Below are 22,972 nucleotides of genomic sequence, written 5' to 3'. Positions count from 1 at the left end.
AAATTTTTCAGCTTTTTGAAAAAAGACCGCGGGACCGGCCCCGAAGGGCGCAGTCCCGCGGTCGAAGCGGTTTAGCGGATGGCCTTGGTGTCCACTTCCTCCTTGAGGAGGGCGGCGAAGGCGTCCAGGGACATGGCGCCCTGGTCCTCGCCGGAGCGGTGCCGGACGGAGACAGTGCCGTTCTCCTGATCGCGGTCGCCCACCACCAGCATATAGGGAACCTTCTGGAGCTGGGCCTCGCGGATCTTGTAGCCGATCTTCTCGTTGCGGGTGTCCACCTCCACGCGGAAGCCCATGGCGTCCAGCTTGGCGGCGATGTCGGCGGCGTAGCCGTCCACGCGGTCGGTGATGGTGAGGACCTTCACCTGCACGGGGGAGAGCCAGGCGGGGAAGGCACCGGCGAAGTGCTCGGTGATGACGCCGATGAAGCGCTCGATGGAGCCCAGGACCACCCGGTGGATCATGACGGGGCGGTGCTTCTCGTTGTCGGCGCCGGTGTACTCCAGCTCAAAGCGCTCGGGCAGCTGGGAGTCCAGCTGGATGGTGCCGCACTGCCAGGTACGGCCCAGGGAGTCGGCCAGATGGAAGTCCAGCTTGGGGCCGTAGAAAGCGCCGTCACCTTCGTTGATGACGAAGTCCTTGCCCATCTCGGTGATGGCGTTCTTGAGGATGTCCTGGTTGTGCTCCCACTCCTCCACGGTGCCGATGTGGTCCTCGGGCATGGTGGAGAGCTCGATGGTGTAGGACAGGCCGAAGGTGGAGTACACCTCGTCAAAGAGGCGGACGGTCTCCTGGATGACGTCCTTCATCTGCTCCCGGGTCATGAACACGTGGGCGTCGTCCTGGGTGAAGCAGCGCACCCGAAACAGGCCGTGGAGGGCACCGGAGAGCTCATGGCGGTGGACCAGACCCAGCTCGCCCACCCGCAGGGGCAGCTCCTTGTAGGAGTGGGGCTCGCTGGAGTAGACCAGCATACCGCCGGGGCAGTTCATGGGCTTGACGGCGAAGTCCACATCGTCGATGACGGTGGTGTACATATTGTTCTTATAGTGGTCCCAGTGGCCGGAGCGCTCCCACAGCTGACGGTTGAGCATCATGGGGGTGGAGATCTCCACATAGCCGTAGCGCTTGTGGACCTGACGCCAGTAGTCGATCAGGGTGTTGCGCAGCACCATGCCCTTGGGCAGGAAGAAGGGGAAGCCGGGGCCCTCGTCCCGCAGCATGAACAGGCCCAGCTCCTTGCCCAGCTTCCGGTGGTCGCGGCGCTTGGCCTCCTCGATGCGCTGGAGGTAGGCGTCCAGCTCATCCTTCTTGGGGAAGGCGATGCCGTAGATGCGCTGGAGGGTCTCGCGGTTGGAGTCGCCGCGCCAGTAGGCGGCGTTGCAGGCGGTGAGCTTGATGGCGTTGCCCTTCACCCGGCCGGTGGAGTCCAGGTGGGGACCGGCGCACAGGTCGGTGAACTCGCCCTGCTTATAGAAGGAGATGTGGGCGTCCTCGGGCAGGTCGTTGATGAGCTCCACCTTGTAGGGCTCACCCTTCTCCTCCATGAACTTGATGGCCTCTTCCCGGGGCAGCTCGAAGCGCTCCAGCTTCAGCTTCTCCTTGCAGATCTTGCGCATCTCCGCCTCGATCTTCTCCAGGATCTCGGGGGTGAAGGGGAAGGGGGAGTCCATATCATAGTAAAAACCCTCTTCGATGGAGGGGCCGATGGCCAGCTTCACCTCGGGGTACAGGCGCTTGACGGCCTGGGCCAGGATGTGAGAGCAGGTGTGCCAGTAGGTCTGGCGGTATTCCGGATTTTCAAAGGTAAACTTGTTCTCTTCGGACATGATAAAAAACCTCCTTGCAGAATCGATTCCGGGGCGGAGGGTATAAAAAACGCTTCACCCCTGATATGGTCAGGGGTGAAGCGATCAGCTCCACGGTTCCACCCTGCTTACGGCAAATGCCGTCGCTCGTGACCGCTGTAACGGGCGAATCCCGGCCCGGTCCTCCCGGGCGGCTCAGGAGTGGTACAGCCGCCGCGTGTCGTAGCGCCCTTTCAGCCAATGGGCACCTCTCTGTCCGCCGCTGTGCGGTTTCGTCTCCGTCAAAGCCAGTTTTTGATACGCGGACACTATATCACCAAATGGGGGCCGTGTCAAGCACCGGGCGGCGCTTTTCCCTGGAAAACCGCACCAGGAGCCTGGCAGGCGTGGAACGGGACGCGGGAAAGCCCGGAAGTGCGTGAGCAGGAGCGGTGAAGCGGTTATTTACAAACTATTCATAATTCAGTCACGATTTAGCCGTAATTATTGGGTACTATAACGGTGGAAGCAGGAAGGAGCAGACCTGACTTCCAAAACAGACACGCCAACCAATCCCTCTCCAACCCCCTTTGCAAAACACACAACACACACCCAGAAAACCCCGGCCGGGAGGCCGGGGTTTTCTGGTTACTTGCAATCTTGCAATCCGGATGGGGTTGGTTTATGATGAAGAAAGACATACGTTATCCTCAAAGGGAGGTCATGACTCATGCGAGATGGTTTTATCAAGGTTGCGGCGGGCACCCCCAAGATCCGGGTGGCCGACTGCCGCTATAATGCCGAACAGATTTTTTCCCTCATGCGGGAGGCGGACAAGCAGGGTGTGAAGGTGCTGGTCCTGCCCGAGCTGTGCCTCACCGGCTACACCTGCGGGGACCTCTTCCTCCACGACACTCTGCTGAAGGGCGCCGAGGAGGGCCTTCAGACCATCCTGGAGGCCACCAAGCACCTGGATCTGCTCACCGCGGTGGGCCTGCCGGTGCGCAACAAATGGGACAACAAACTGTATAATTGCGCTGCGGTTATCCATAAAGGAGAGATTCTGGGCTTGGTCCCCAAGACTTACCTGCCCAATTACAGCGAATTTTATGAGCAGCGCTGGTTCGTCTCCGGGGCCGATGTGGAGGTGAGCCTGGAGCTGTGCGGTCAGGATGTGGAGCTGAACCGCCGCAATCTCTTCGCCTGCGAGACCGTGCCCAACCTGGTGGTGGGCGTGGAGATCTGCGAGGACCTGTGGGCCGCTGAGCCCCCCTCCGTGGACCTGGCCAAGGAGGGTGCCACCCTGATCCTGAACCTGTCGGCCAGCGATGAGCTGGTGGGCAAGGCCGGCTATCGCCGCCAGCTGGTGGTGGGACAGTCGGCCCGGCTGGTGTGCGGCTACGTCTACGCCAACGCCGGCGAGGGTGAGTCCACCACCGATCTGGTCTTTACCGGCCACGATCTCATCGCCGAAAACGGCGTGCTGCTGGCCGAGCGGCGCTTTGCCAACGGATTGACCATCAGCGAGGTGGATGTGGACCGCCTGGTGTACGAGCGCCGGCGTATGACCACCTTCCAGCCTCCCAAGAAGAACGAATACTGGCGCGGTTTCTTCTCGCTGGAGGTGGGGGAGACCCGCCTCACCCGCCCGGTGAGCCGCACCCCCTTCGTCCCCGACGACGCCTGGGACCGGAAGAACCGCTGCAACGAGATTTTGCTCCTGGCCGCCCTGGGCCTCAAGAAGCGCATGGAGCACACCCACGCCAAGGCCGCCGTGGTGGGTCTCTCCGGCGGACTGGACTCCACCCTGGCCATCCTCATCACCAGCGTGGCCATGAAGCTGATGGGCCGCCCGGACAGCGACATCATCGCCGTCACCATGCCCTGCTTCGGCACAACCGACCGCACCCGGGACAACGCCGTGGAGCTGGCCGAGCGCCTGGGAGCCACCCTCAAGCGCATCGACATCGGCGAGGCGGTAAAGCAGCACTTCAAGGACATCGGCCAGTCCATGGAGGACCACGACGTGACCTTCGAGAACGGCCAGGCCCGGGAGCGCACCCAGGTGCTCATGGACGTGGCCAACCAGTGCGGCGGCCTGGTGGTGGGCACCGGCGACCTCTCCGAGCTGGCCCTGGGCTGGTGTACCTACAACGGCGACCACATGAGCATGTACGGCGTCAACGCCTCCATCCCAAAGACCCTGGTGCGCCATCTGGTGTCCTTCGTCTCCGACGACAAGGCCGAGGAGGACGAGCGCCTCTCCGCCGTCCTCACCGACATCCTGGATACCCCTGTGTCCCCGGAGCTCCTCCCCGCCATCGAGGGCAAGATCGCCCAGCGCACCGAGGACCTGGTGGGCCCCTACGAGCTCCACGACTTCTACCTCTACTACGCCATCCGCTGGGGCTTCCCGCCCCGGAAGGTGTTCCGGCTGGCCGAGTACGCCTTTGGCCGCAGCTACGACCGGGAGACCCTCCTGAAGTGGCTGAAAAACTTCTACCGCCGCTTCTTTGCCCAGCAGTTCAAGCGCTCCTCCCTCCCTGACGGCCCCAAGGTGGGCTCGGTGGCCCTGAGCCCCCGTGGCGACTGGCGCATGCCCTCCGACGCCGTGGCCACCCTGTGGATGGACGAGCTGGAGGGGCTGAACTGACGTGAATCCCTACCTCGACCTGTTCGTGACCTTTGCCAAGATCGGGGCGTGTACCTTCGGCGGCGGCTACGCCATGCTGCCCATCCTCCAGCGGGAGCTGGTGGAGAAGCGGGACTGGGCCACTGAGGAGGAGCTCTCCGACTACTATGCCATCGGCCAGTGTACCCCCGGCATCATCGCGGTGAACACCGCCACCTTCGTAGGCCACAAGCTGCGGGGCGTGGCCGGGGGCGTGGTGGCCACCCTGGGCCTGGTGTTTCCCTGTCTGGTCATCATCATGCTCATCGCGGCCTTCTTGCAGAATTTTGCGGAGCTCCCCATCGTCATCCACGCCTTCAACGGCGTGCGGGCCTGTGTGTGCGCCCTGATCCTGTCCAGCGTCCTCAAGCTCCTCAAGGGCACCGTGGTGGACAAGGCCACCCTGTTCATCTACCTCCTGGTGCTGGCCCTGGCGGCCACCGGGACCTTCGTGACCTTTGAGGGTCGCATCCCCGGCGGCGGCGTGGTGGACTACCTGCTCTCGCCCATGGTGCTGGTGGTCCTCTCCGGCGCGGCGGGGCTGTGCATCCGCGCGGCGAAAGGGGGGAAGGCGGCATGATGATCTATGTACGGCTCTTCTATGAGTTCTTCAAGGCCGGCCTCTTCTCGGTGGGCGGAGGCCTGGCCACCATCCCCTTTCTCACCGACATCGGCAACCGTACCGGCTGGTTCACCTCGGGAGATCTGGCCAACATGATCGCCGTATCCGAGTCCACCCCCGGCCCTATGGGGGTGAACATGGCCACCTATGTGGGCTACCACGTGGGGGGCGTCCCCGGCGGCGTCATCGCCACCCTGGGGCTGGTGTGCCCCTCCATCATCGTGATCCTGATCATCGCCCGCTTTCTCCAGCGCTTCCGCCAGAGCAAAGCGGTGGACGCGGTCTTTTACGGCCTGCGCCCCGCCTCCACCGCCCTCATTACGGCGGCGCTGCTGGAGGTGGCCTCCATCGCCCTGATGTTCCATGAGACGGGACATGAAATTGCCCCAGGGCAGGCGGTACCCAAGACGGAGCTCTTTTACTGGCCGGCCATCCTGCTGGCGGCGGTGGTGTTCCTCTGCCTGCGGGAAAAGCATTTGAAGAAACTCCACCCCATCGTGTTTATCGCCGCCTCGGCGGTGGTGGGCATCGTGTTCCAGCTCTGAGTTTTTCCATATTCCGCCGCCCTTCCGCTTGTGCGGGAGGGCGGCGTTGTGCTATACTGGGAAAAACGGAGGAAGGGGCTCGGATTTTATGGACACCATGGTCATCGGCATCGCGGGAGGGACCGGCTCGGGCAAGACCACACTGACCCGACGACTGAAGGAGCGCTTTGGGGACAACGTCAGCGTCCTGTACCACGACAACTACTACAAGCGGCATGACGAGATGCCCTATGAGGAGCGCTGCAAGCTCAACTACGACCACCCGGACGCCTTTGACACCGACCTGATGATCCAGGACCTTCAGGCTCTGCGCCGGGGAGAGACCATCTATTGTCCGGTATACGACTACACCATCCACAACCGGGGGACGGAGCGCCTGGAGGTCCATCCCACCAAGGTGATCCTGGTGGAGGGCATCCTCATCTTTGAGAACAAGGCCCTGCGGGACCTGATGGACATCAAGATCTTCGTGGACACCGACGCAGATGTGCGCATCCTGCGTCGTATCCTGCGGGACGTGAAGGAGCGGGGGCGCTCCCTGGACTCGGTGGTCAACCAGTACCTCACCACGGTGAAGCCCATGCACGAGCAGTTCGTGGAGCCCTCCAAGCGCTGCGCCGACATCATCGTCCTGGAGGGCGGCCACAATCTGGTGGCCCTGGACATGATCATGGAGCGCATCCGCAGCCACATCGGCCAGTAAAGAAAAAACAGCGTGCCGCAGGAACGGCACGCTGTTTTTTTATCCGCGATAGACGTACATGTCCGGGTGGACCGCCAGGATCCGGTCGGCCAGTTCCCCCATCTCCTCGGCGGTGGGTTCCCGCACCTTTTCGAAGAAATAGACGGTGATGCCGTCGTGCTCCAGCACGAAGGTCTCGTCCAGGCGCTCATAGGCCCCCGCGATGGCCTCGCCGTTGAGCAGACAGTCCGCCGGGGCGTACACCACCTGCTGGTTTTCCTCCCCCAGGTGGAGCTGGATGGGGTCGGCCACCGCCAGAATGTCGCACTCGTAGAGGGCGGAGCTGAACCCGTCCCGGGAGTCCACCGCCGGCAGCTCGATGAGATAGCTCCGGTCCACATCGGACACCCGTCCGGCGTTCAGGGAGTCCTCGGCGTTGCGCAGGGCGCTGCTGTTCAGGGTGAAGGAGGAGGCCAGGACGCCCACTTTTTTGCCCTCCGCGCCGAACTCGTCCAGCCGCCGGATGAGCTCCACCAGGTCCCAGGCCCCCTCCCGCACCGGCGGGGCGTAGGAGAAGGTGGGCAGGGGCATGAAGAGGGGATAGTCCTGGATGATGGTGCCCTGGGTCCGGGGAATGGCGGGGCTCAGACAGGTGGGCACCACCGCCGCTGCCACCGCCAGGGCCCCCAGCCGTCCGTGGTCGGCCAGGCGGTCGAAGGCGATGATGAGCAGGCACGCCAGGGCCGGCACATAGAGCAGCAGGTGCTGCTGGCCGTGGGTCTGGATGCGGGTGAAGATGTAGAAGCACAGCAGGGGCTCCACCAGCAGCACCGCCGCCCGACTCCGGTCCCTCTTTCCCAGCAGCAGCCACACCCCCAGCGCCAGAGCGCACAGGAGCAGCCAGATGCCGTAGTAGCGGAAGAGCATCCGGAAGTCCACCCCCAGTCCCAGGTCGTATGCGGCGTACTGGGCGGCGTAGTCAGCCAGCAGGCGCTTGGAGACGAAGGTCTGGAGGAAGAACAAAAGCGGGAAGGCAAAGCCGCACAGATAGCCCAGAATCCCCGTTGGGGAGCGGCGGAAGGCCACGCCCTCCAGGACCAGGGCCAGAAGGAAGGCCAGGGCGAAAAAGGCGTACCACCGCCGCAGCACCACCGCCAGAGCGCACAGCACGCCGATGAGGAGGAAGCGGGAGAACCGGCCCTTGCCGCCCTCCCGGAGGCAGAGAATGAGGGCGAAGGTACACACGCCCGCCCCGGCGATGTCCACAAAGCCGGTCACCGAGGTGTAAAAGAGGGAGGGGAGGGCCAGCATGGCCGCCACTCCCAGCCACAGCCCCGGCTTCCGCCGGGTGCGGGCGTAGGCCCACATCAGAGCCAGCAGGGGGAAGAGGCAGAAGTTCCCGATGGACATGAGGTACACCCGGCGGGAGGGGCCGAAGAGCAGCGCGAAGGGCACACACAGCACGCCGATGGTGTCGTTATAGTCGGTGGTGAAGATGGAGTCGTAGATCTGCCGTAACGCGGCCAGGAAGCCCTGGTCCCGGAAGGTCTCGGCCAGGGTGTAGGTGCTGCGCCAGTAGATGGCGCTGTCCCAGCTGCAGATCGTCTGGCTGCCGGTGGCGTAGGCGAACACGGCCACATTTACCAGCAGCCACAGCACCAGCAGGGTCAGCCAGTCCCGCCGCTGAAGGCCCGCAAACCACCGCCCCAGGGCGGGCAGGCCCTCCCACACGGCGAAGAGCAGGTGGAGGGTGAACACCCCCAGCAGCACTCCGCCGCCCACCAGAGTCAGCAGCTCCAGCCACGAAGGGAGCCACAGCCCGCCGCCCTGGATGGCCTCGTCGAGCACCAGTTTCCGTCCGGCCACACACACCGCCAGACACAGGATGTAAATCCACCAGCTCCAGCGCCGGCCGCCGAAGGCCATGGCCTTCAGATGCCGCTCCACCACCGGGGCCAGCAGCACGCCCAGCAGGGCCAGCGCCGGGGCCAGCAGCAGCACCAGACCCAGCGGCAGGGTCATGGTCCACGCCTGCACCAGAAAGGCCCGCAGGCGCACCGCCAGAAAGACCCCCATCAGGCCCCCCGCGCCGCCGTACCAGAGGCGGAGGCACAGGCTCCGCGCCGTCTCGTTCTTCATGGGTCCTCCTTTTGCGAAAACACACACGCCGCGGGGGTGTTCCCCGCGGCGTGCATCGCGCTGTTATTTTCCGTTGGGGCTCTGGGGCTCCACCGCGTCGAACACGCTCTTGGCGCTGGCGCACAGCCCGGCCAGACCCTGGATCTCGCTGGGAATGATGATCTTGGTGGCCTTGCCGTCAGCCGCGGCCTGGAAGGCCTCCAGGGCCTTGATTTTCAGCACAGCCTCGCCGGGGTCGGCCTCGTTGATGAGCCGGATGGCGTCGGCGGTGGCCTGCTGCACCTTCATGATGGCCTCGGCCTCGGCCTCCGCCTCCAGGATCTTGGCGGTCTTGAGGGCCTCGGCCTCCATGATCTTGGCCTGCTTGGCCGCGTCGGCCCGGAGGATGGCGCTCTGCTTTTCGCCCTCGGCCACCAGGATCTGGGACTGCTTCTGGCCCTCGGCCTGGAGGATGGCCTCCCGGCGCTCCCGCTCGGCCCGCATCTGCTTCTCCATGGACTCCTGGATATCCCGGGGCGGCATGATGTTCTTCAGCTCCACCCGGTTGACCTTGATGCCCCAGTTGTCGGTGGCCTCGTCCAGGATGGCCCGCATCTGGCCGTTGATGTGGTCCCGGCTGGTGAGGGATTGGTCCAGCTCCAGATCGCCGATGATGTTGCGCAGGGTGGTGGCGGTCAGGTTCTCAATGGCGCTCATGGGCTGCTCCACACCGTAGGTGTAGAGCTTGGGGTCGGTGATCTGGAAGTAGATCACGGTGTCGATCTGCATGGTGACGTTATCCTTGGTGATGACGGGCTGGGGCGGGAAGTCCACCACCTGCTCCTTCAGGGAGACGACCTTCACCACCCGCTCGAAGAAGGGGACCTTCAGATGGGGGCCCACCGTCCAGATGGTGCGGAAGGCGCCCATGCGCTCAATGACATAGGCCTTGGACTGCTGGACGAATTTCACGTTCAGCACCAGGATCACCAGGATCAGCACGCCAAGGATCGCCAGGATGTACGGCATCATACCAATTCCTCCCTTACATTAACGGTTGCTTGCGGTCTCGGCCGGCACGTCCGCCGGCTGCACAAAGAGCTTGACGCCCTCGATGCGCAGGATCTGAACGCGGCTCCCCACGGCAATGGGGCTGCCGTCCGCGCTGCGGGCGGTCCAGGTCTGGCCGCACACCTGCACAGCCCCGGTCCCCGCCAGATTGTCGATGGCCTCACACACCAGGCCTTCGGCGCCGATGACCCGGTCGGCGTTGGTGGGCTGCTTCCGTCCGGTGAGCCATTTGCGGCTCAGGGGCCGCAGGGCCGCCAGACACACCGCCGACACCGCCAGGAATACGGCGATCTGCACCCAGATGTTGTCCACCGCCAGGGCCAGCAGGGTGGCGGCCAGGGCGCCCAGGGCGAACCAGATGGACACCATGCTCACCGTCAGGCCCTCCACGACGAGAAAGACCACCATCAGAATGAGCCAGATGATACTCGCAGGCCACATATCGCTCCCTCCTTTTTCCCCGGGCCGTCGGAGGCCGGGGAAGGCAGCCTGTGTTCCGGCCGGAGCAGCCGGCCGGAGGTTACCGCCATTTTACCATACCGGCCGGGAAAATACCAGAGGATTCCCCATCTCCTTTTCTTCCCTGGTTTTCCACAAAAGAATTGCTTAATGATACGCAATCCGTTATACTGGAACCAGTTATCATCGCTGGGAGGCCCATGCCTCCGTGAGGAGTTTTTTTATGCCTGAACTGCAACTTGCCATCCCCACCCTGTTCGGCCTAGAGGGTCTGGCCGCCGACGAGCTGCGCCGCCTGGGGCTCAGCGGCGTGCAGGCCGAGAACGGCCGGGTGCTCTGCGCCGCCGCCCCCGCCGACATCGCCCGGGTGAATCTGAACCTGCGCACCGGCGAGCGGGTGCTCATCGTGCTGGGGCGCTTTTTCGCCGGGGATTTTGACGCCCTCTTCGAGGGGGTCCGCGCCCTCCCCTGGGAGGACTTCATCCCCCGGGACGGGGCCTTCCCGGTGAAGGGCCACTCCCTCAACTCCGCCCTCCACTCGGTGCCCGCCTGTCAGTCCATCATCAAGAAGGCGGTGGCCGCCCGGCTGGGGGAGAAGTACGGCCTTCAGACCCTGCCGGAGACCGGAGCCCTCCACCAGATCCAGTTCTCCCTCATGAAGGACGAGGTCACCATCATGCTGGACACCAGCGGTCCCGGGCTCCACAAGCGGGGCTACCGCGCCGTGGGCGTAGCCGCCCCCCTGCGGGAGACCCTGGCCGCCGCCATGGTGATGCTGTCCCGGTACCGGGGCAAGGACCCCTTCTGTGACCCCTTCTGCGGCTCGGGCACCATCGCCATCGAGGCCGCCCTCATCGCCCTCAACCGGGCCCCCGGCCTGGACCGCTCCTTCTCCGCCCAGAAGTGGCGCTGGCTCCCCGGCCAGACCTGGCTGGACGCCGCCGACGAGGCCATGGACAAGGAGTTCCAGGGCAGCTACGACATCTGGGGCGGCGACATCGACCCCGCCGCCGTGGCCATCGCCCGGGACAACGCCGTCAAGGCCGGCGTGGAGGACTATGTGCGCTTTGAGGTGGCCGACGCCCGGACCTTCCACCGGGACGAGCCCTACGGGCGCATCGTCACCAACCCGCCCTACGGCGAGCGTATTATGGAAAAGCAGGAGGCCGAGGTGCTCTACCGGGCCTTCGGCTCCGCGGTGCGGGCGCTGCCCGCCGGATGGAAGGTGAGCGTCCTCTCCTCCCACACCGAGTTCGAGCGCACCTTCGGCCGCACCGCCGACAAGCGCCGCAAGCTCTACAACGGTATGCTCAAATGTGACCTCTTTCAGTATACGGACCGGAATCACAAGCCCTAAAGATACAGAAAGGACTTTGGCATGGCTCTGTTTTGGAAGCAACTGTTCCGCACGGCGGGCGCGCTGGCCATTCTCGGCGCTCTGCTCTGCCCCCTGGCCCTGGCCGCTCCGGAGGGGACCATCATCTGGGGCTACCAGGAGGGGCTGGCCAAGGCGCAGAGCCCGGACGGCAAATTCGGCTTCGCCAATCTGAAGCGGGAGATCGTCATTCCCATGCAGTACACCTCGGTGCTGGACTTCTCCCTGGGCCTGTCCCAGGTGCAGCTGGGCAGCCGTCTGGGGGTCATCCGCCAGGACGGCGCCTACCTCATCCAGCCGGAGTACGGCTCCCTCTACCACATGGACGCCGGGCTGTACATCGCCCAGAAAGGGACCAAGTGGGGGGTGCTGAGCCTGGTGCCCTTCCCCGACGGCAACGGCGGGAGCACCCAGGTGTTCTACGATTTCATCTATGACTCCGCCGAGTTCACCAAGGTGGGGGGCATGGACACCCTGGTCCTTACCAAAGACGGCCAGAAAACCGTGGTGCCCTTCTATCAAATCTCTCAGCTCATGCTGGAGCGGCAGGTGCCCTCCGCCCGCTTCCCGCTGAGCCGGGGGGTGCTGCCCGACTTTGACGACGTGTCCCCCCGGGACTGGTTCGACGTGTGGGTGGATCTGGCCTACAACCTGGGCCTGATGAGCGGCACCGGCGACAACTATTTTTCCCCCCGGCGCACCATGACGGTGGCCGAGGCCCTTCAACTGGCCGCCGGGATGGAGAGCCGCCAGAACGGCGACAACTTCCACACCCAGCCCAACCACGACCGGGTGTGGTACCAGCCCGCCGTGGACTACTGCATCGCTAGCGGCATCATTCGCTCCGGCGAGTTCTCCAACTACAACCGGCCGGTGACCCGGGCGGAGATGGCCCGCATTTTCGCCGCCACCTCTCTGGCCAAATCTCTACCCAACCGCAACGATCTGGCCAAGGTGAAGGCCTCGGTCCCCGACGTGAAGGCGGGGGACTACGCCGCGGACGCCATTTACAGCCTCTATGCCAAGGGCATCCTGGCGGGCACCGACTCCTCCTATACCTTCCGGCCCAAGGCCACCATCACCCGGGCCGAGACCGCCGGCATCGTCTCCCGGCTGGCCCGGGCGGAGCAGCGCCTCACCCTCTTTTCATCATAAAAACAGACAGGACGGGATACTGGAATGAAGCACCTTTTCCTCATCAACCCCACCGCCGGGATGTATAACCGCAGCGAGGAGCTGCGGCACAAGCTGGCCCACCATCTGGACGGGCTGGGGCTGGACTGGGAGGCGGCCGTCACCCAATATCCCGGCCACGCCGAGGAGCTCGCCCGCTCCGCCGCGGAGAGCGGCGAGGAGGTGCGCATCTACGCCTGCGGCGGCGACGGCACCCTTAACGAGATCGCCAACGGCGCGGCGGGCTTTCCCAACGCCGCCATCACCCAGTACCCCTGCGGCTCGGGAAACGACTTCCTCCGCCTCTTCGGCCCCGACGCCCCCCGTTTCTACGACCTGAAGGAGCTGCTGGACCCCGACACTGCCCAGGCCGACCTCATCGACTGCAACGGACATCTGGCTCTCAACATCTGCTCGGTGGGCTTTGACGCCCGCATCGGGCTGGGCATGGCGGAGTTCAAAAAGTACCCCATGGTCAACGGCCCTATGGCCTACCAGCTCTCCCTGGTGAAGAACCTCATCGCCGGCATCCGCCGCCCCTACGAGGTGGAGGTGGACGGAGAAAAGTTCTCCGGCTCCTTCACCCTGCTGTGCGCCTGCAACGGGCGGTACTACGGCGGCGGCTTCAACCCCTCCCCCGACGCCGTCCCCGACGACGGACTGCTGGACTTCGTGCTGGTGAAGGGGGTCTCCCGCCTCACCGTGGCCCGGCTGGTGAAGCTCTACGCTGCGGGGCGTTCCCGGGAAATACCGGAGCTGGTCACCCTGCGCCGGGGCTCCTCCATGAAGGTCAAATGTGACCGGGTGTCCATGGTCAACCTGGACGGGGAGCGCATCGACACCGACCAGCTCTCCGTCTCCCTCTCTGCTAAAAAAGTGGGGTTCTTTTTCCCGAAAGGCGCCTCCTGGAAGCCCCACTCCGCAAAGTTTCAATCTAGAAACGAGAAAATCGAAGAAAAAGAGAGCGTGAGCTCCATCTGACGAGATTTCGCAAGTTATTCTGTTTATTCGCCTTAGAATTTACAGATTGTTTAAAAATTTAGACTTGCACAAAAAGCAATCTGCGTATATTATAATAAGCGTGTTAGCACTCAGGCAAAAAGAGTGCTAACACGCTTGGTTCGTTTATAACATTTATCACATATAAGGAGGAACCCGTTATGAAACTCAAACCTTTGGCTGACCGCGTTGTTCTGAAGATGGTGGAGGCCGAGGAGACCACCAAGAGCGGCATCATCCTCACCGGCGCCGCCAAGGAGAAGCCCGAGGTGGCCGAAGTCATCGAGGTGGGCCCCGGCGGCAACGTGGACGGCAAGGAGATCGTCATGACCGTGAAGGTGGGCGACAAGGTCATCACCAGCAAGTACTCCGGCACCCAGGTCAAGATCGACGGCGAGGAGTACACCATCGTGCGTCAGGGCGACATTCTCGCCATTGTGGAGTAAGTTCTCCCAACGGGCCTGAAGTTCAGGTTTGTTCCTCGTTCCTTTTGAACCACTCGGGGCTTTTGGACAGTGCCCCTTAACAATTTGGAGGTAATTTCGTTATGGCTAAGATTATTTGCTACGGCGAGGAAGCCCGTCACGCTCTGGAGCGCGGCGTCAACCAGCTGGCCGATACTGTGAAGATCACCATGGGCCCCAAGGGCCGCAACGTGGTGCTGGACAAGAAGTTCGGTGCTCCCCTCATCACCAACGACGGCGTGACCATCGCCAAGGAGATCGAGCTGGAGGACCCCTTTGAGAACATGGGCGCCCAGCTGGTGAAGGAAGTCTCCACCAAGACCAACGACGTGGCCGGCGACGGCACCACCACCGCCACCCTGCTGGCTCAGGCTATCATCCGCGAGGGCCTGAAGAACCTGGCCGCCGGTGCCAACCCCATGGTCATGAAGAAGGGCATCGCCAAGGCTACCGCCGCCGCCATCGAGGCCATCAAGGCCAACTCCAAGCCCGTCAACGGCAGCGATGACATCGCCCGTGTCGGCGCTGTGTCCTCCGGCGACGAGACCATCGGCAAGCTGATCGCCGAGGCCATGGAGAAGGTCAGCCACGACGGCGTCATTACCGTCGAGGAGTCCAAGACCGCTGAGACTTACAGCGAGGTGGTCGAGGGCATGCAGTTCGACCGCGGCTATATCACCCCCTACATGGTGACCGATACCGAGAAGATGGAGGCCGTTCTGGACGATGCCCTCATCCTCATCACCGATAAGAAGATCTCCAACATCCAGGAGCTGCTGCCCGTGCTGGAGCAGGTGGTGCAGGCCGGCAAGAAGCTGCTGGTCATCGCGGAGGACGTGGAGGGCGAGGCCCTGTCCACCCTCATCGTCAACAAGCTGCGCGGCACCCTGAACGTGGTGTGCGTAAAGGCCCCCGGCTTCGGCGACCGCCGCAAGGAGATGCTGCAGGATATCGCGGTCCTGACCGGCGGCACCGTGATCTCCGCCGACCTGGGCTATGAGCTGAAGGACGCCACCCTGGAGATGATGGGCCAGGCCCGCCAGGTGAAGGTTTCCAAGGAGAACACCATCATCGTGGATGGCGCTGGCGACAGCGAGGCCATCAAGGCCCGCGTGGCTCAGATCCGCAGCCAGATCGAGACCACCACTTCCGACTACGACAAGGAGAAGCTGCAGGAGCGCCTGGCCAAGATGGCCGGCGGCGTGGCTATCATCCGCGTGGGCGCTGCCACCGAGGTGGAGATGAAGGAGAAGAAGCTCCGCATCGAGGACGCTCTGAACGCCACCCGCGCCGCTGTGGAAGAGGGCATCGTGGCCGGCGGCGGCACTGCCTATGTGAACGCCGTGGCCGCTGTGGAGAAGCTCCTCTCCGAGGTCGAGGGCGACGAGAAGACCGGCGTGCGCATCATCGCCAAGGCCCTCACTGAGCCCGTGAAGCAGATCGCCACCAACGCCGGCATCGACGGTTCCGTGGTCCTGGAGAAGATCAAGGACTCCGGCAAGACCGGCTACGGCTTCGACGCCTACAACGAGACCTATGTGGACATGATCTCCGCTGGCATCGTGGACCCCACCAAGGTGACCCGCTCCGCTCTGGAGAACGCCGCTTCCATCTCCGCCACCCTGCTGACCACCGAGGCTCTGGTGGCCGACAAGAAGGAGCCCACTCCTCCCGCTGCTCCCGCTCCCGACATGGGCGGCATGTACTAAGCAATCGCCAAACTTTCAAAACCCCCGGAACGACTGTTCCGGGGGTTTTTCTTACGATGTACCGCTTTGGACCAGTTGGGACAGGTGCCGGGAGGCCACGGAGAGAAAGAGCTGCATCTCCCGATCCACATATTTGCCCGTGTGGTAAAACATTTGCAGCTGGATCTCCAGCTCGAGGTCCGGCACCGGCAGGGTCACCAGCGCGCCGCTGTTCAGCGCGTCCTGAATGAGAAAGCGAGGCAGGACGGAATAGCCCATTCCCTGGGTCAGCAGCTGGATGAGGAGGCCCGTGTCATCCGACTCCAGGATGGGGGCGATGTACCGCCTGCGCTCCGCCAGGGCCCGCTCCAGGGTGCGGCGGTAGCTGGCGTCCTTCTCCGTCAGGATGCAGGGGTGCTCCAGCAGGGCGTCCAGAGACACGGCGCTGCCGGTGTTCAGCGGGTGTGTGGGGGCGGCGCAGAACTCCACCCGCATGGGAAGGCGGAGAACCGAGGCGAAGTCGGGGCGGCACACCGGCTCGTCCAACACCAGGACAAAGTCCAGGTCGTTGTAGCTCAGATGCTCATAGAGGTTGGCGGGGGTGTCGCTGGTCACCGAGATGGACACGCCGGGGTAGTGGCGGTGGAAACTCTGGAGCAGGGGCGGGAGCAGCCCACCGCACAGGGAGTTGATGGTGCCGATGCGCAGCCGTCCGCCGGGCAGAGAGCCGTCCACCCGCAGAGCATCGGTCGTCTCCTCACTGAGCCGGAGGAGCTGCTGGCCGTAATGGTACAGCCTGCGCCCGTCGTTGGTCAGAAAGATCTTTTTCCCAATGCGGTCAAAGAGGCAGGTGCCCAGCTCCCGCTCCAGCTGTTGGATCTGTACGGTGATGGTGGCGGGGGAGTAGCTCAGAAGCTCCGCCGCCCGGGCGAAGCTGCCGGTTTCGGCGATGGTAACAAAGGAGTGCAGTTTTTTCAGGTCCAGGTACTCATTCATAATTTAAAATTTCCAAATGATCCGTTAAAATAATTCAGCTTCACAAAATGATATAAGTAGTATATACTTCCTGGCATAAGAAAGCAAGCGCGGCCGCACCGGACCGCCCGTGTCAGGAGGAGAATGGAATGGAACGTACCGATCTACGCTATCAGGCCTATGTAGACATTCTGCGGGAAGAGCTCATTGCCGCCATGGGCTGTACGGAGCCCATCGCGCTGGCCTATGCCGCTGCCACGGCCCGGGAGCTGCTGGGTGCCATGCCGGAGCGGGTGCGGATCCAGGCCAGCCCCAGCATCATCAAGAACGTGAAGAGCGTCATCGTGCCCAATACCGGCGGCCTGAAGGGCATGCCCGCTGCTGCGGCGGCTGGCATCGTGGCCGGCGAGGCGGACAAAAAGCTGGAGGTCATCTCCCAGGTCACCCCGGAGCAGCAGGAGGAGATGCGCGCCTGTCTGGAGCAGATCGCCTTCCAGGTGGAGATGCTGGACACTGAGCACGACTTTGAGCTGCTGGTGACCCTGGAGCGGGGCGAGGACTCCGTCCTGGTGCATATCCTGGACCATCATACCAACATTGTGGGGATCGAGAAAAACGGCAAAGTGCTGCTGGAATGCCAGGACAGCGGTGCGAAAAAGCCGGAGCACCGCACCGACCGCTCCCTGCTCAATATGGAAGACATCTACGACTTCATCACCACCATGGACCCTCAGGACGTGCAGGAGATCCTGGACCGGCAGATCGCCTATAACACCGCCATCGCCGACGAGGGCCTGCGCAATGACTACGGCGCCAATGTGGGCAAGGTGCTGCTGGAGGCCTACGGCGACGGGGTGAAGAACCGGGCCAAGGCCCGGGCGGCGGCGGCCTCGGACGCCCGCATGAGCGGCTGTGAGCTGCCGGTGGTCATCAACTCCGGCAGCGGCAACCAGGGCATCACCTGCTCCGTGCCGGTCATCGAGTACGCCAAGGAGGTCAACGCCTCCCAGGACAAGCTCTATCGGGCTCTGGCCCTGTCCAACCTCACCGCCATCCATCTGAAAACCGGCATCGGCACCCTCTCGGCCTACTGCGGCGCAGTGAGCGCGGGCGCGGCGGCCGGCGCCGGCATCGCCTACCTGACGGAGGGCAGCTTCGACGTGGTGAAGCACACGGTGGTCAATGCTCTGGCTGTGGTGTCCGGCATCCTGTGCGACGGAGCCAAGCCCTCCTGCGCGGCGAAAATCGCCGCCGCCATTGACGGCGCGCTGCTGGGCCTGGACCTGTACCGGAGTGGCCAGCAGTTCTACAACGGCGACGGTATCGTGATGCGCAATATTGAGGAGACCGTCCGGGGCGTGGGCATCATCGGCAAGTACGGCATGCGCTCCACCAATGAAGAGATCATCCACCTGATGCTCGGCGACGAATAATCGCGTGAAAAACGCCCCCCGGGACCAGTCCCGGGGGGCGTCTTTTTCGATGTTACTCGTCGTCGCTGAAGAGCATGCGGCCCACCGTCAGACCTTCGTTCAGATCCAGACAGAAGGAGCAGCAGGGGCAGAGGTCGTGGGCCTTGGCGTAGGCGTCATAGTCGGCCTGGGAGTTGAAGTACAGCATCTGGCAGCAGCAGCAGCTGGCCCAGTTGTCGCTGGCCTTCAGGTCGGCGTGGAGGATGCGGATCTCATCGGAAGAGGCGGAGGCGATCTTGCCGTCCTTCACCTCGATGTGGATGGGCACGCCGCTGTTGCTGCACACCGAGTCGATCACGATGTCCTGGTGGAAGGTGTAGGTGCACCCCAGCGCGTCAATGGCGCACATAACGTAGGTGGTGCGGCCGTCGGCCAGGGTCACACGGTGGGGGGTCTCCTTGGCGGAGACGGGGTAGATGGAATAGATCTTACCGTCCTCGGCGATGGCCAGGGCGTTTTTGCTCTGGAGGGTCTCCACCATGGCCTGCTCCTCCGCAGTGGGGGCGTAGGGCCGGTGGGTGTCCACGATGGCGTTGATGATGTGGTTGCGCAGGGCGTTCTCCTCGGCCGTCAGCTTGGAGGCCACGCTGTCGATGATGAGCCGCTCGCGGTCATAATTACGAAAAGTCACCTGGTCCCGAAAATTCATATTTACTCGCTCCTCCGGCCGGCCTGGAACCGGCCGCAGATTCACGAGTCCCATTATATCAGCGTTTTCGGGTACTTTCACCATATTTTGTCATCATATTTTTGTATAAATATAGTTCAAAATATAGGAGAATATGCGTTTATCGGACTTTTCGATCCAGAACGCGTCCTCATATTGTTTCTGGTGGGGAGGAGGCGGGAGGTGCAAATTGCCGTTTCCAAGTTCGCCCAGGTGTGCTATGATGAGAGGTACACAAGAGAGGGGGCGACGGGAGATGAGGCAGCGCAATACCATGGAGTATTGGGAGTACCGGCTGGATCTGCTGTTTTGGAGCACCATGGTCATGTTCTGGTACCGGACCATCTTGTTCCGCCCCGTGTTCGCGCTGAGCAGCCGCCAATCCAAGGTGCTGCTGTGGGTGCTGGTGGTAGGGTGTGTGCTGGTGGGGTATCTGCTCTCCCGGCGGACCCGGCGCAATGGGCTGAATGCGTCGCTGACGGTGCTCTTTCCCTTTGAGGTGTATGCCATGCTGACCTACGGCCGCTATTTCCCCAAAATTGCACTGGGGGCGCTGGCCGTGGGGGGCGTTCTGGCGCTGGCATATGGCCTTTGGGTGCTCCTTAGCCCCATCCGCCGCCCGGAGGAGCGCCGGACCATCCTGCTCCGCCGCACAGCGGTGGTCCTGCTGGGAGGGCGCACCATCCTGTGCGCGTGTACCCTGGTGATACTGGGCATGGCGCTGGCCGCAGCCATGCGGGGCGGCGTGCTGCTGATGCCCAGCCAGCGGGCGGAGGACGGCTACGACGGCACGGAGGACACCATCTCCGGGCACATCGAGGAACTCACCCAGCTGCAGGCGGAGGTGTGGGTGAAGCTGCCCATGTCCGGGCGGCTGGATCTCCTCCAGACGGTGGCCAATATCGAGCGCACCTATCTGGGGGTGCCCCACGAGCTGCGGGTGGGGGCCGCGGAGCTGGAGGAAGGCGTCATGGGGCGGTACAACTCCGTGACAAATCAAATCGTCCTCAGCCTGGAACACCTGGCGGAGGACGATGCGGGCGATATTCTGGATACGGTGCTTCACGAGTGCTACCACGCCTATCAGCACAGCCTGGTGGAGCTCTACGGGCAGAGCCCGGAGCGCTACCGGGACCTGCAGCTCTTCTCCGCCGCGCAGGACTACGCGGAGGAGATGCGGGATTATCAGGATGGGGAGGACTTCAGTGCCTACTACTCCCAGCGCATGGAGCGGGACGCCCGCGTCTATGCCGAGGCCGGAGTGACCGACTACGGCGAGCGGATCGCCGCCTATCTGGCCGGAGAGGAGTGAGGGCTCACTTCTCCTTCAGAAGCTTGTTCAGCTCCTCCATAAAGGTGCTGATGTCCTTGAACTGGCGGTACACCGAGGCAAAGCGGACATAGGCCACTTCGTCCACCGTGCGCAGCCGCTCCATCACCATCTCGCCGATGTTGGTGGTGGTGATCTCCCGGGTCATCTCATTCTGGAGGGTCTGCTCGATCTCATTGGCGATGCGCTCCAGGGTGTCAAAGGACACCGGGCGCTTCTCACAGGCCCGGAGCATTCCGCTGAGCACCTTGCTCTTGTCAAAGGTCTGACGGCTGCCGTCCCGCTTGATGACGACCAAAGGGAGGCTCTCCATGGTTTCGTAGGTGGTGAAGCGCCGGTGACAGACCAGACACTCCCGGCGGCGGCGGATGCTGGAGCCCTCGTCGGAGGGCCGGGAATCCACGACTTTACTCTCCAGATTGCCACAATAAGGACATCTCATAGGTGCGCAACCTCCCTGACTGCGTACAGACAAGCCCCGGACGGCGGGGCGATTCAAAACATTCTACCTGAGTATTATAGCACGCTTTGCGGGGGTTTTGTATCCTTATTTTTCATGGCAGGTATGACGCCGGCACAAGCTGGGCAGACTAGAGCCATGGAAAGTGAGGTGAGATCCATGCAGAGCAACGGCAATGATCTCCGTAAGAGCAACAAGGCCAAGAATCCCGCCGCTCAGGACCAGAAGCAGAGCGGCAGCGCTCAGAACTGCAAGCACAACGGCGCGCAGAACAAAAGCGAGCCCACCAGCAAGTATTAAGGCCAGACCGGCAGACGGGCCCCGTCGGGGGACCGCCTGCCGGTTCTTTTTGGGGGTCAAAAAATTTTTCGAAAAAACTTGAAAATAGTGCTTGACTTTCTGCGGCTTTCTGTTATAATAAATCCTGCGCTCGGCAAGAGGCCAATGCGAAAAACCAAATAGCGGGTTTGTGTAAGGGTAGCACAGCAGACTCTGACTCTGTATGTGAGGGTTCGAATCCTTCACCCGCTGCCAAAGAGAGACACGCAGATGCGTGTCTCTCTTTTTTGTTTCCGGCCCGAAGAGGAGAGTAAAAGAAAAGGGACACGGCAATTTGCCGTGTCCCTCGTTTTTTCGATTAGGGGAAGAGCAGGTCGGCCATGACCGACTTGCGGATCTTGCTCACGTCGGTCTTGCGGATGGCGTTGCGCAGAGGCAGCACCGCGCTGGGGCTGACACTGAGCTCGTCCACGCCAATGGCCAGGAAGGTCTCGGTGAGCTCCAGGTCGGCGGCCAGCTCGCCGCAGATGCCCACCCACTTGCCGTAGCGGTGGGCGTTGTCCACCACGGTCTTGATGGACCGCAGCACGGCGGGGTGGTGGGGATCAAAGAACTTGCCCAGGGTGCTGGACTGCCGGTCGCAGGCCAGGGTGTACTGGGTCAGGTCGTTGGTGCCGATGCTGAAGAAGTCCACCGCCCGGGCCAGCTGATCGCTCATGACCACAGCGGCAGGGGTCTCCACCATGATGCCGATCTGGATGCCGGTCTTGTCGTAGGGGATACCCTCGTCCTCCAGCTCCTGAGCCACGGCCTGGCAGGCGCGGCGGCACTCCTGGACCTCCCACAGGCTGGTGACCATGGGGAACATGATGCCCAGCTTGCCGTAGGCGGAGGCGCGGTACAGGGCCCGCAGCTGGGTGCGGAAGATCTCCGGCCGGGTCAGGCAGATGCGCAGGGCGCGCATGCCCATGGCGGGGTTCTCTTCCTTGTCCAGATTGAAATAGCCGATCTGCTTGTCCGCGCCGATGTCCAGGGTGCGGATGATGACCATCTTGCCCTCCATGGCGGAGAGGACCTCCCGGTAGGCCTGGAACTGCATCTCCTCATCGGGATAGTCGTCGCACTGGAGATAGAGGAACTCGCTGCGGAACAGGCCGATGCCGCCGCCGTCGTTGTTCTTCACGGCGGGCACGTCCTGGGGGGTGCCGATGTTGCAGTAGACCTTCACCTTCTGGCCGTCCAGCGTGACGTTCTCCTGGCCCTTCAGGGTCTCCAGCAGGCGCTTGAGCTCCAGCTGCTCCTCACGCTTCTTCAGCATGGTCTCCCGGATGAGGGGATCGGCCTCCACCACGGCCTCGCCGGTGCCGCCGTCCAGGATGATCTCGCGGCCTTCCATCTCGGGCTTCATGGCGTCGCCCACGCCGATGATGGCGGGGATGCCCATGGTGCGGGCCAGAATAGCGGTGTGGCTGGAGGAGGAGCCGCCGGCGGTGATGAAGCCGAGGATCTTGCTCTTGTCCAGCTGCACGGTCTCACTGGGGGCCAGGTCGTCAGCGGCCAGCACCACGGGGACCGGGCTGTTGATGCCGCCGTCCTCGGCGCCCTGGAGGATGCCGATGATGCGCCGGGAGACGTCCTTGACGTCGGCGGAGCGGGCCTGCATATACTCGTCATCCATGGACGCGAACATCTCCGCGAACTGGGCGGAGGTGTCGGTGACGGCGGCCTCGGCGTTGAGGGCCTGCTCCTGGATGAGCTCCTGGATGGTCTCCTCGTAGTCCTGGTCCTCCGCCATCATCTGATGGGTCTCAAAGAGCAGAGCGGCGTCGTCACCGGCCTCGGCCCGGGCCTTCTCGGCCAGCTCGCCCAGCTGCTCGATGGCGCTGGTCTGGGCGTCCTTGAAGCGCTGCCACTCGGCCTGCGTGTCCTCCACGGTGTAGCGGCGGATGTTGCTGCTGGTCCGGCGGTAGAAATACAGGGGTCCGATGGCTACGCCAGAGGAGACACCCTTACCTTGAATGGTGACCATAAAAAGTCCTCCTTATATCATACGAGGATATGAAAATGCATATGTTTAAGGATAGATGATTTTGGCTCTAAAGTCAACGGTTTTTCCCCGTAGAAATTATGGGAAG

Annotated in this window: 20 protein-coding genes and 1 tRNA gene; 13 read left to right on the top strand and 8 right to left on the bottom strand. The window is 63.1% G+C overall.

The window, feature by feature from the left end:
* Positions 1–71: 71 nt before the first annotated feature.
* Positions 72–1,829 carry a threonine--tRNA ligase gene (thrS, locus tag B5G43_RS01620; protein WP_087258303.1) on the bottom strand — a complete coding sequence of 586 codons (1,758 nt, stop codon included), beginning with the start codon at positions 1,827–1,829 and terminating at the stop codon, positions 72–74.
* A 688-nt stretch (positions 1,830–2,517) separates the two neighbouring features.
* Here thrS and B5G43_RS01615 point away from each other — a divergent pair.
* The 4 genes from B5G43_RS01615 (at position 2,518) to udk (ending at position 6,328) form a co-directional block, all read left to right on the top strand.
* The gene (locus tag B5G43_RS01615; protein WP_087258299.1) at positions 2,518–4,440 is read left to right on the top strand and encodes an NAD(+) synthase; all 1,923 of its coding nucleotides are present in this window, start codon (positions 2,518–2,520) and stop codon (positions 4,438–4,440) included.
* Between the two features lies 1 nt (position 4,441).
* The gene (locus B5G43_RS01610) at positions 4,442–5,038 is read left to right on the top strand and encodes a chromate transporter (RefSeq protein WP_087258296.1); all 597 of its coding nucleotides are present in this window, start codon (positions 4,442–4,444) and stop codon (positions 5,036–5,038) included.
* Entirely contained in the window at positions 5,038–5,625 is a 588-nt protein-coding gene (locus tag B5G43_RS01605; RefSeq protein ID WP_087258293.1) for a chromate transporter, read from the top strand. The genes B5G43_RS01610 and B5G43_RS01605 overlap by 1 nt, the downstream gene beginning before the upstream one ends.
* A gap of 88 nt (positions 5,626–5,713) precedes the next feature.
* Positions 5,714–6,328, top strand: a complete 615-nt coding sequence (udk, locus tag B5G43_RS01600; RefSeq protein WP_087258290.1) for a uridine kinase — start codon at positions 5,714–5,716, stop codon at positions 6,326–6,328.
* 39 nt (positions 6,329–6,367) lie between these two features.
* On the opposite strand, the gene B5G43_RS01595 is transcribed toward udk, so the two are convergent.
* The 3 genes from B5G43_RS01595 to B5G43_RS01585 form a co-directional block, all read right to left on the bottom strand.
* Complete coding sequence (locus B5G43_RS01595; protein WP_087258287.1) at positions 6,368–8,446, bottom strand: hypothetical protein; 2,079 nt, start codon at positions 8,444–8,446, stop codon at positions 6,368–6,370.
* A gap of 63 nt (positions 8,447–8,509) precedes the next feature.
* Complete coding sequence (locus B5G43_RS01590; RefSeq protein ID WP_343214370.1) at positions 8,510–9,454, bottom strand: stomatin-like protein; 945 nt, start codon at positions 9,452–9,454, stop codon at positions 8,510–8,512.
* A 21-nt stretch (positions 9,455–9,475) separates the two neighbouring features.
* Entirely contained in the window at positions 9,476–9,937 is a 462-nt protein-coding gene (locus tag B5G43_RS01585; RefSeq protein WP_087258282.1) for an NfeD family protein, read from the bottom strand.
* Positions 9,938–10,178: 241 nt separating this feature from the next.
* On the opposite strand from B5G43_RS01585, the gene B5G43_RS01580 reads away from it, so the two are divergent.
* The 5 genes from B5G43_RS01580 to groL all read left to right on the top strand — a co-directional run bounded on the left by B5G43_RS01580 (position 10,179) and on the right by groL (position 15,675).
* A complete protein-coding gene (locus B5G43_RS01580) occupies positions 10,179–11,312 on the top strand; it encodes a class I SAM-dependent RNA methyltransferase (protein ID WP_087258278.1) in 1,134 nt (377 codons plus the stop codon).
* A gap of 21 nt (positions 11,313–11,333) precedes the next feature.
* Positions 11,334–12,485 carry an S-layer homology domain-containing protein gene (locus B5G43_RS01575; protein ID WP_087258275.1) on the top strand — a complete coding sequence of 384 codons (1,152 nt, stop codon included), beginning with the start codon at positions 11,334–11,336 and terminating at the stop codon, positions 12,483–12,485.
* Positions 12,486–12,509: 24 nt separating this feature from the next.
* The gene (locus tag B5G43_RS01570; RefSeq protein ID WP_087258272.1) at positions 12,510–13,484 is read left to right on the top strand and encodes a diacylglycerol kinase family protein; all 975 of its coding nucleotides are present in this window, start codon (positions 12,510–12,512) and stop codon (positions 13,482–13,484) included.
* A gap of 179 nt (positions 13,485–13,663) precedes the next feature.
* A complete protein-coding gene (locus B5G43_RS01565; protein WP_087258269.1) occupies positions 13,664–13,948 on the top strand; it encodes a co-chaperone GroES in 285 nt (94 codons plus the stop codon).
* 101 nt (positions 13,949–14,049) lie between these two features.
* Positions 14,050–15,675 (top strand): chaperonin GroEL, encoded by a 1,626-nt coding sequence (gene groL / locus B5G43_RS01560; RefSeq protein WP_087258266.1) that lies wholly within the window; start codon positions 14,050–14,052, stop codon positions 15,673–15,675.
* Positions 15,676–15,726: 51 nt separating this feature from the next.
* On the opposite strand, the gene B5G43_RS01555 is transcribed toward groL, so the two are convergent.
* On the bottom strand, positions 15,727–16,650 hold the full coding sequence (locus B5G43_RS01555; protein ID WP_087258263.1) for a LysR family transcriptional regulator: 924 nt from the start codon (positions 16,648–16,650) through the stop codon (positions 15,727–15,729).
* 128 nt (positions 16,651–16,778) lie between these two features.
* Between B5G43_RS01555 and B5G43_RS01550 the strand changes: the two genes are divergently transcribed.
* The gene (locus B5G43_RS01550) at positions 16,779–18,062 is read left to right on the top strand and encodes an L-serine ammonia-lyase, iron-sulfur-dependent, subunit alpha (protein WP_087258260.1); all 1,284 of its coding nucleotides are present in this window, start codon (positions 16,779–16,781) and stop codon (positions 18,060–18,062) included.
* Between the two features lie 52 nt (positions 18,063–18,114).
* On the opposite strand, the gene saoL is transcribed toward B5G43_RS01550, so the two are convergent.
* Positions 18,115–18,750 (bottom strand): MerB-like organometallic lyase SaoL, encoded by a 636-nt coding sequence (gene saoL, locus B5G43_RS01545; RefSeq protein WP_087258257.1) that lies wholly within the window; start codon positions 18,748–18,750, stop codon positions 18,115–18,117.
* A gap of 274 nt (positions 18,751–19,024) precedes the next feature.
* Here saoL and B5G43_RS01540 point away from each other — a divergent pair, with 274 nt between their 5' ends.
* Complete coding sequence (locus tag B5G43_RS01540; protein WP_087258254.1) at positions 19,025–20,080, top strand: hypothetical protein; 1,056 nt, start codon at positions 19,025–19,027, stop codon at positions 20,078–20,080.
* Positions 20,081–20,084: 4 nt separating this feature from the next.
* Here B5G43_RS01540 and nrdR read toward each other — a convergent pair whose 3' ends face one another.
* Positions 20,085–20,540 carry a transcriptional regulator NrdR gene (gene nrdR, locus B5G43_RS01535; protein WP_087258251.1) on the bottom strand — a complete coding sequence of 152 codons (456 nt, stop codon included), beginning with the start codon at positions 20,538–20,540 and terminating at the stop codon, positions 20,085–20,087.
* Between the two features lie 156 nt (positions 20,541–20,696).
* Between nrdR and B5G43_RS17220 the strand changes: the two genes are divergently transcribed.
* Both B5G43_RS17220 and B5G43_RS01530 read left to right on the top strand, forming a co-directional pair.
* A complete protein-coding gene (locus B5G43_RS17220) occupies positions 20,697–20,858 on the top strand; it encodes a hypothetical protein (protein ID WP_158097326.1) in 162 nt (53 codons plus the stop codon).
* Between the two features lie 160 nt (positions 20,859–21,018).
* Positions 21,019–21,092: transfer RNA gene (locus B5G43_RS01530), tRNA-Gln, on the top strand.
* Between the two features lie 103 nt (positions 21,093–21,195).
* Here B5G43_RS01530 and ptsP read toward each other — a convergent pair.
* Complete coding sequence (ptsP, locus tag B5G43_RS01525) at positions 21,196–22,866, bottom strand: phosphoenolpyruvate--protein phosphotransferase (protein WP_087258248.1); 1,671 nt, start codon at positions 22,864–22,866, stop codon at positions 21,196–21,198.
* Positions 22,867–22,972: the final 106 nt, after the last annotated feature.

This window comes from Flavonifractor sp. An92, from assembly GCF_002159175.1.
Taxonomy (GTDB): Bacteria; Bacillota; Clostridia; order Oscillospirales; family Oscillospiraceae; genus Pseudoflavonifractor_A.
Note: the sequence above shows the minus strand (reverse complement) of the source record. Positions and strands in the feature narration are given on the sequence as shown.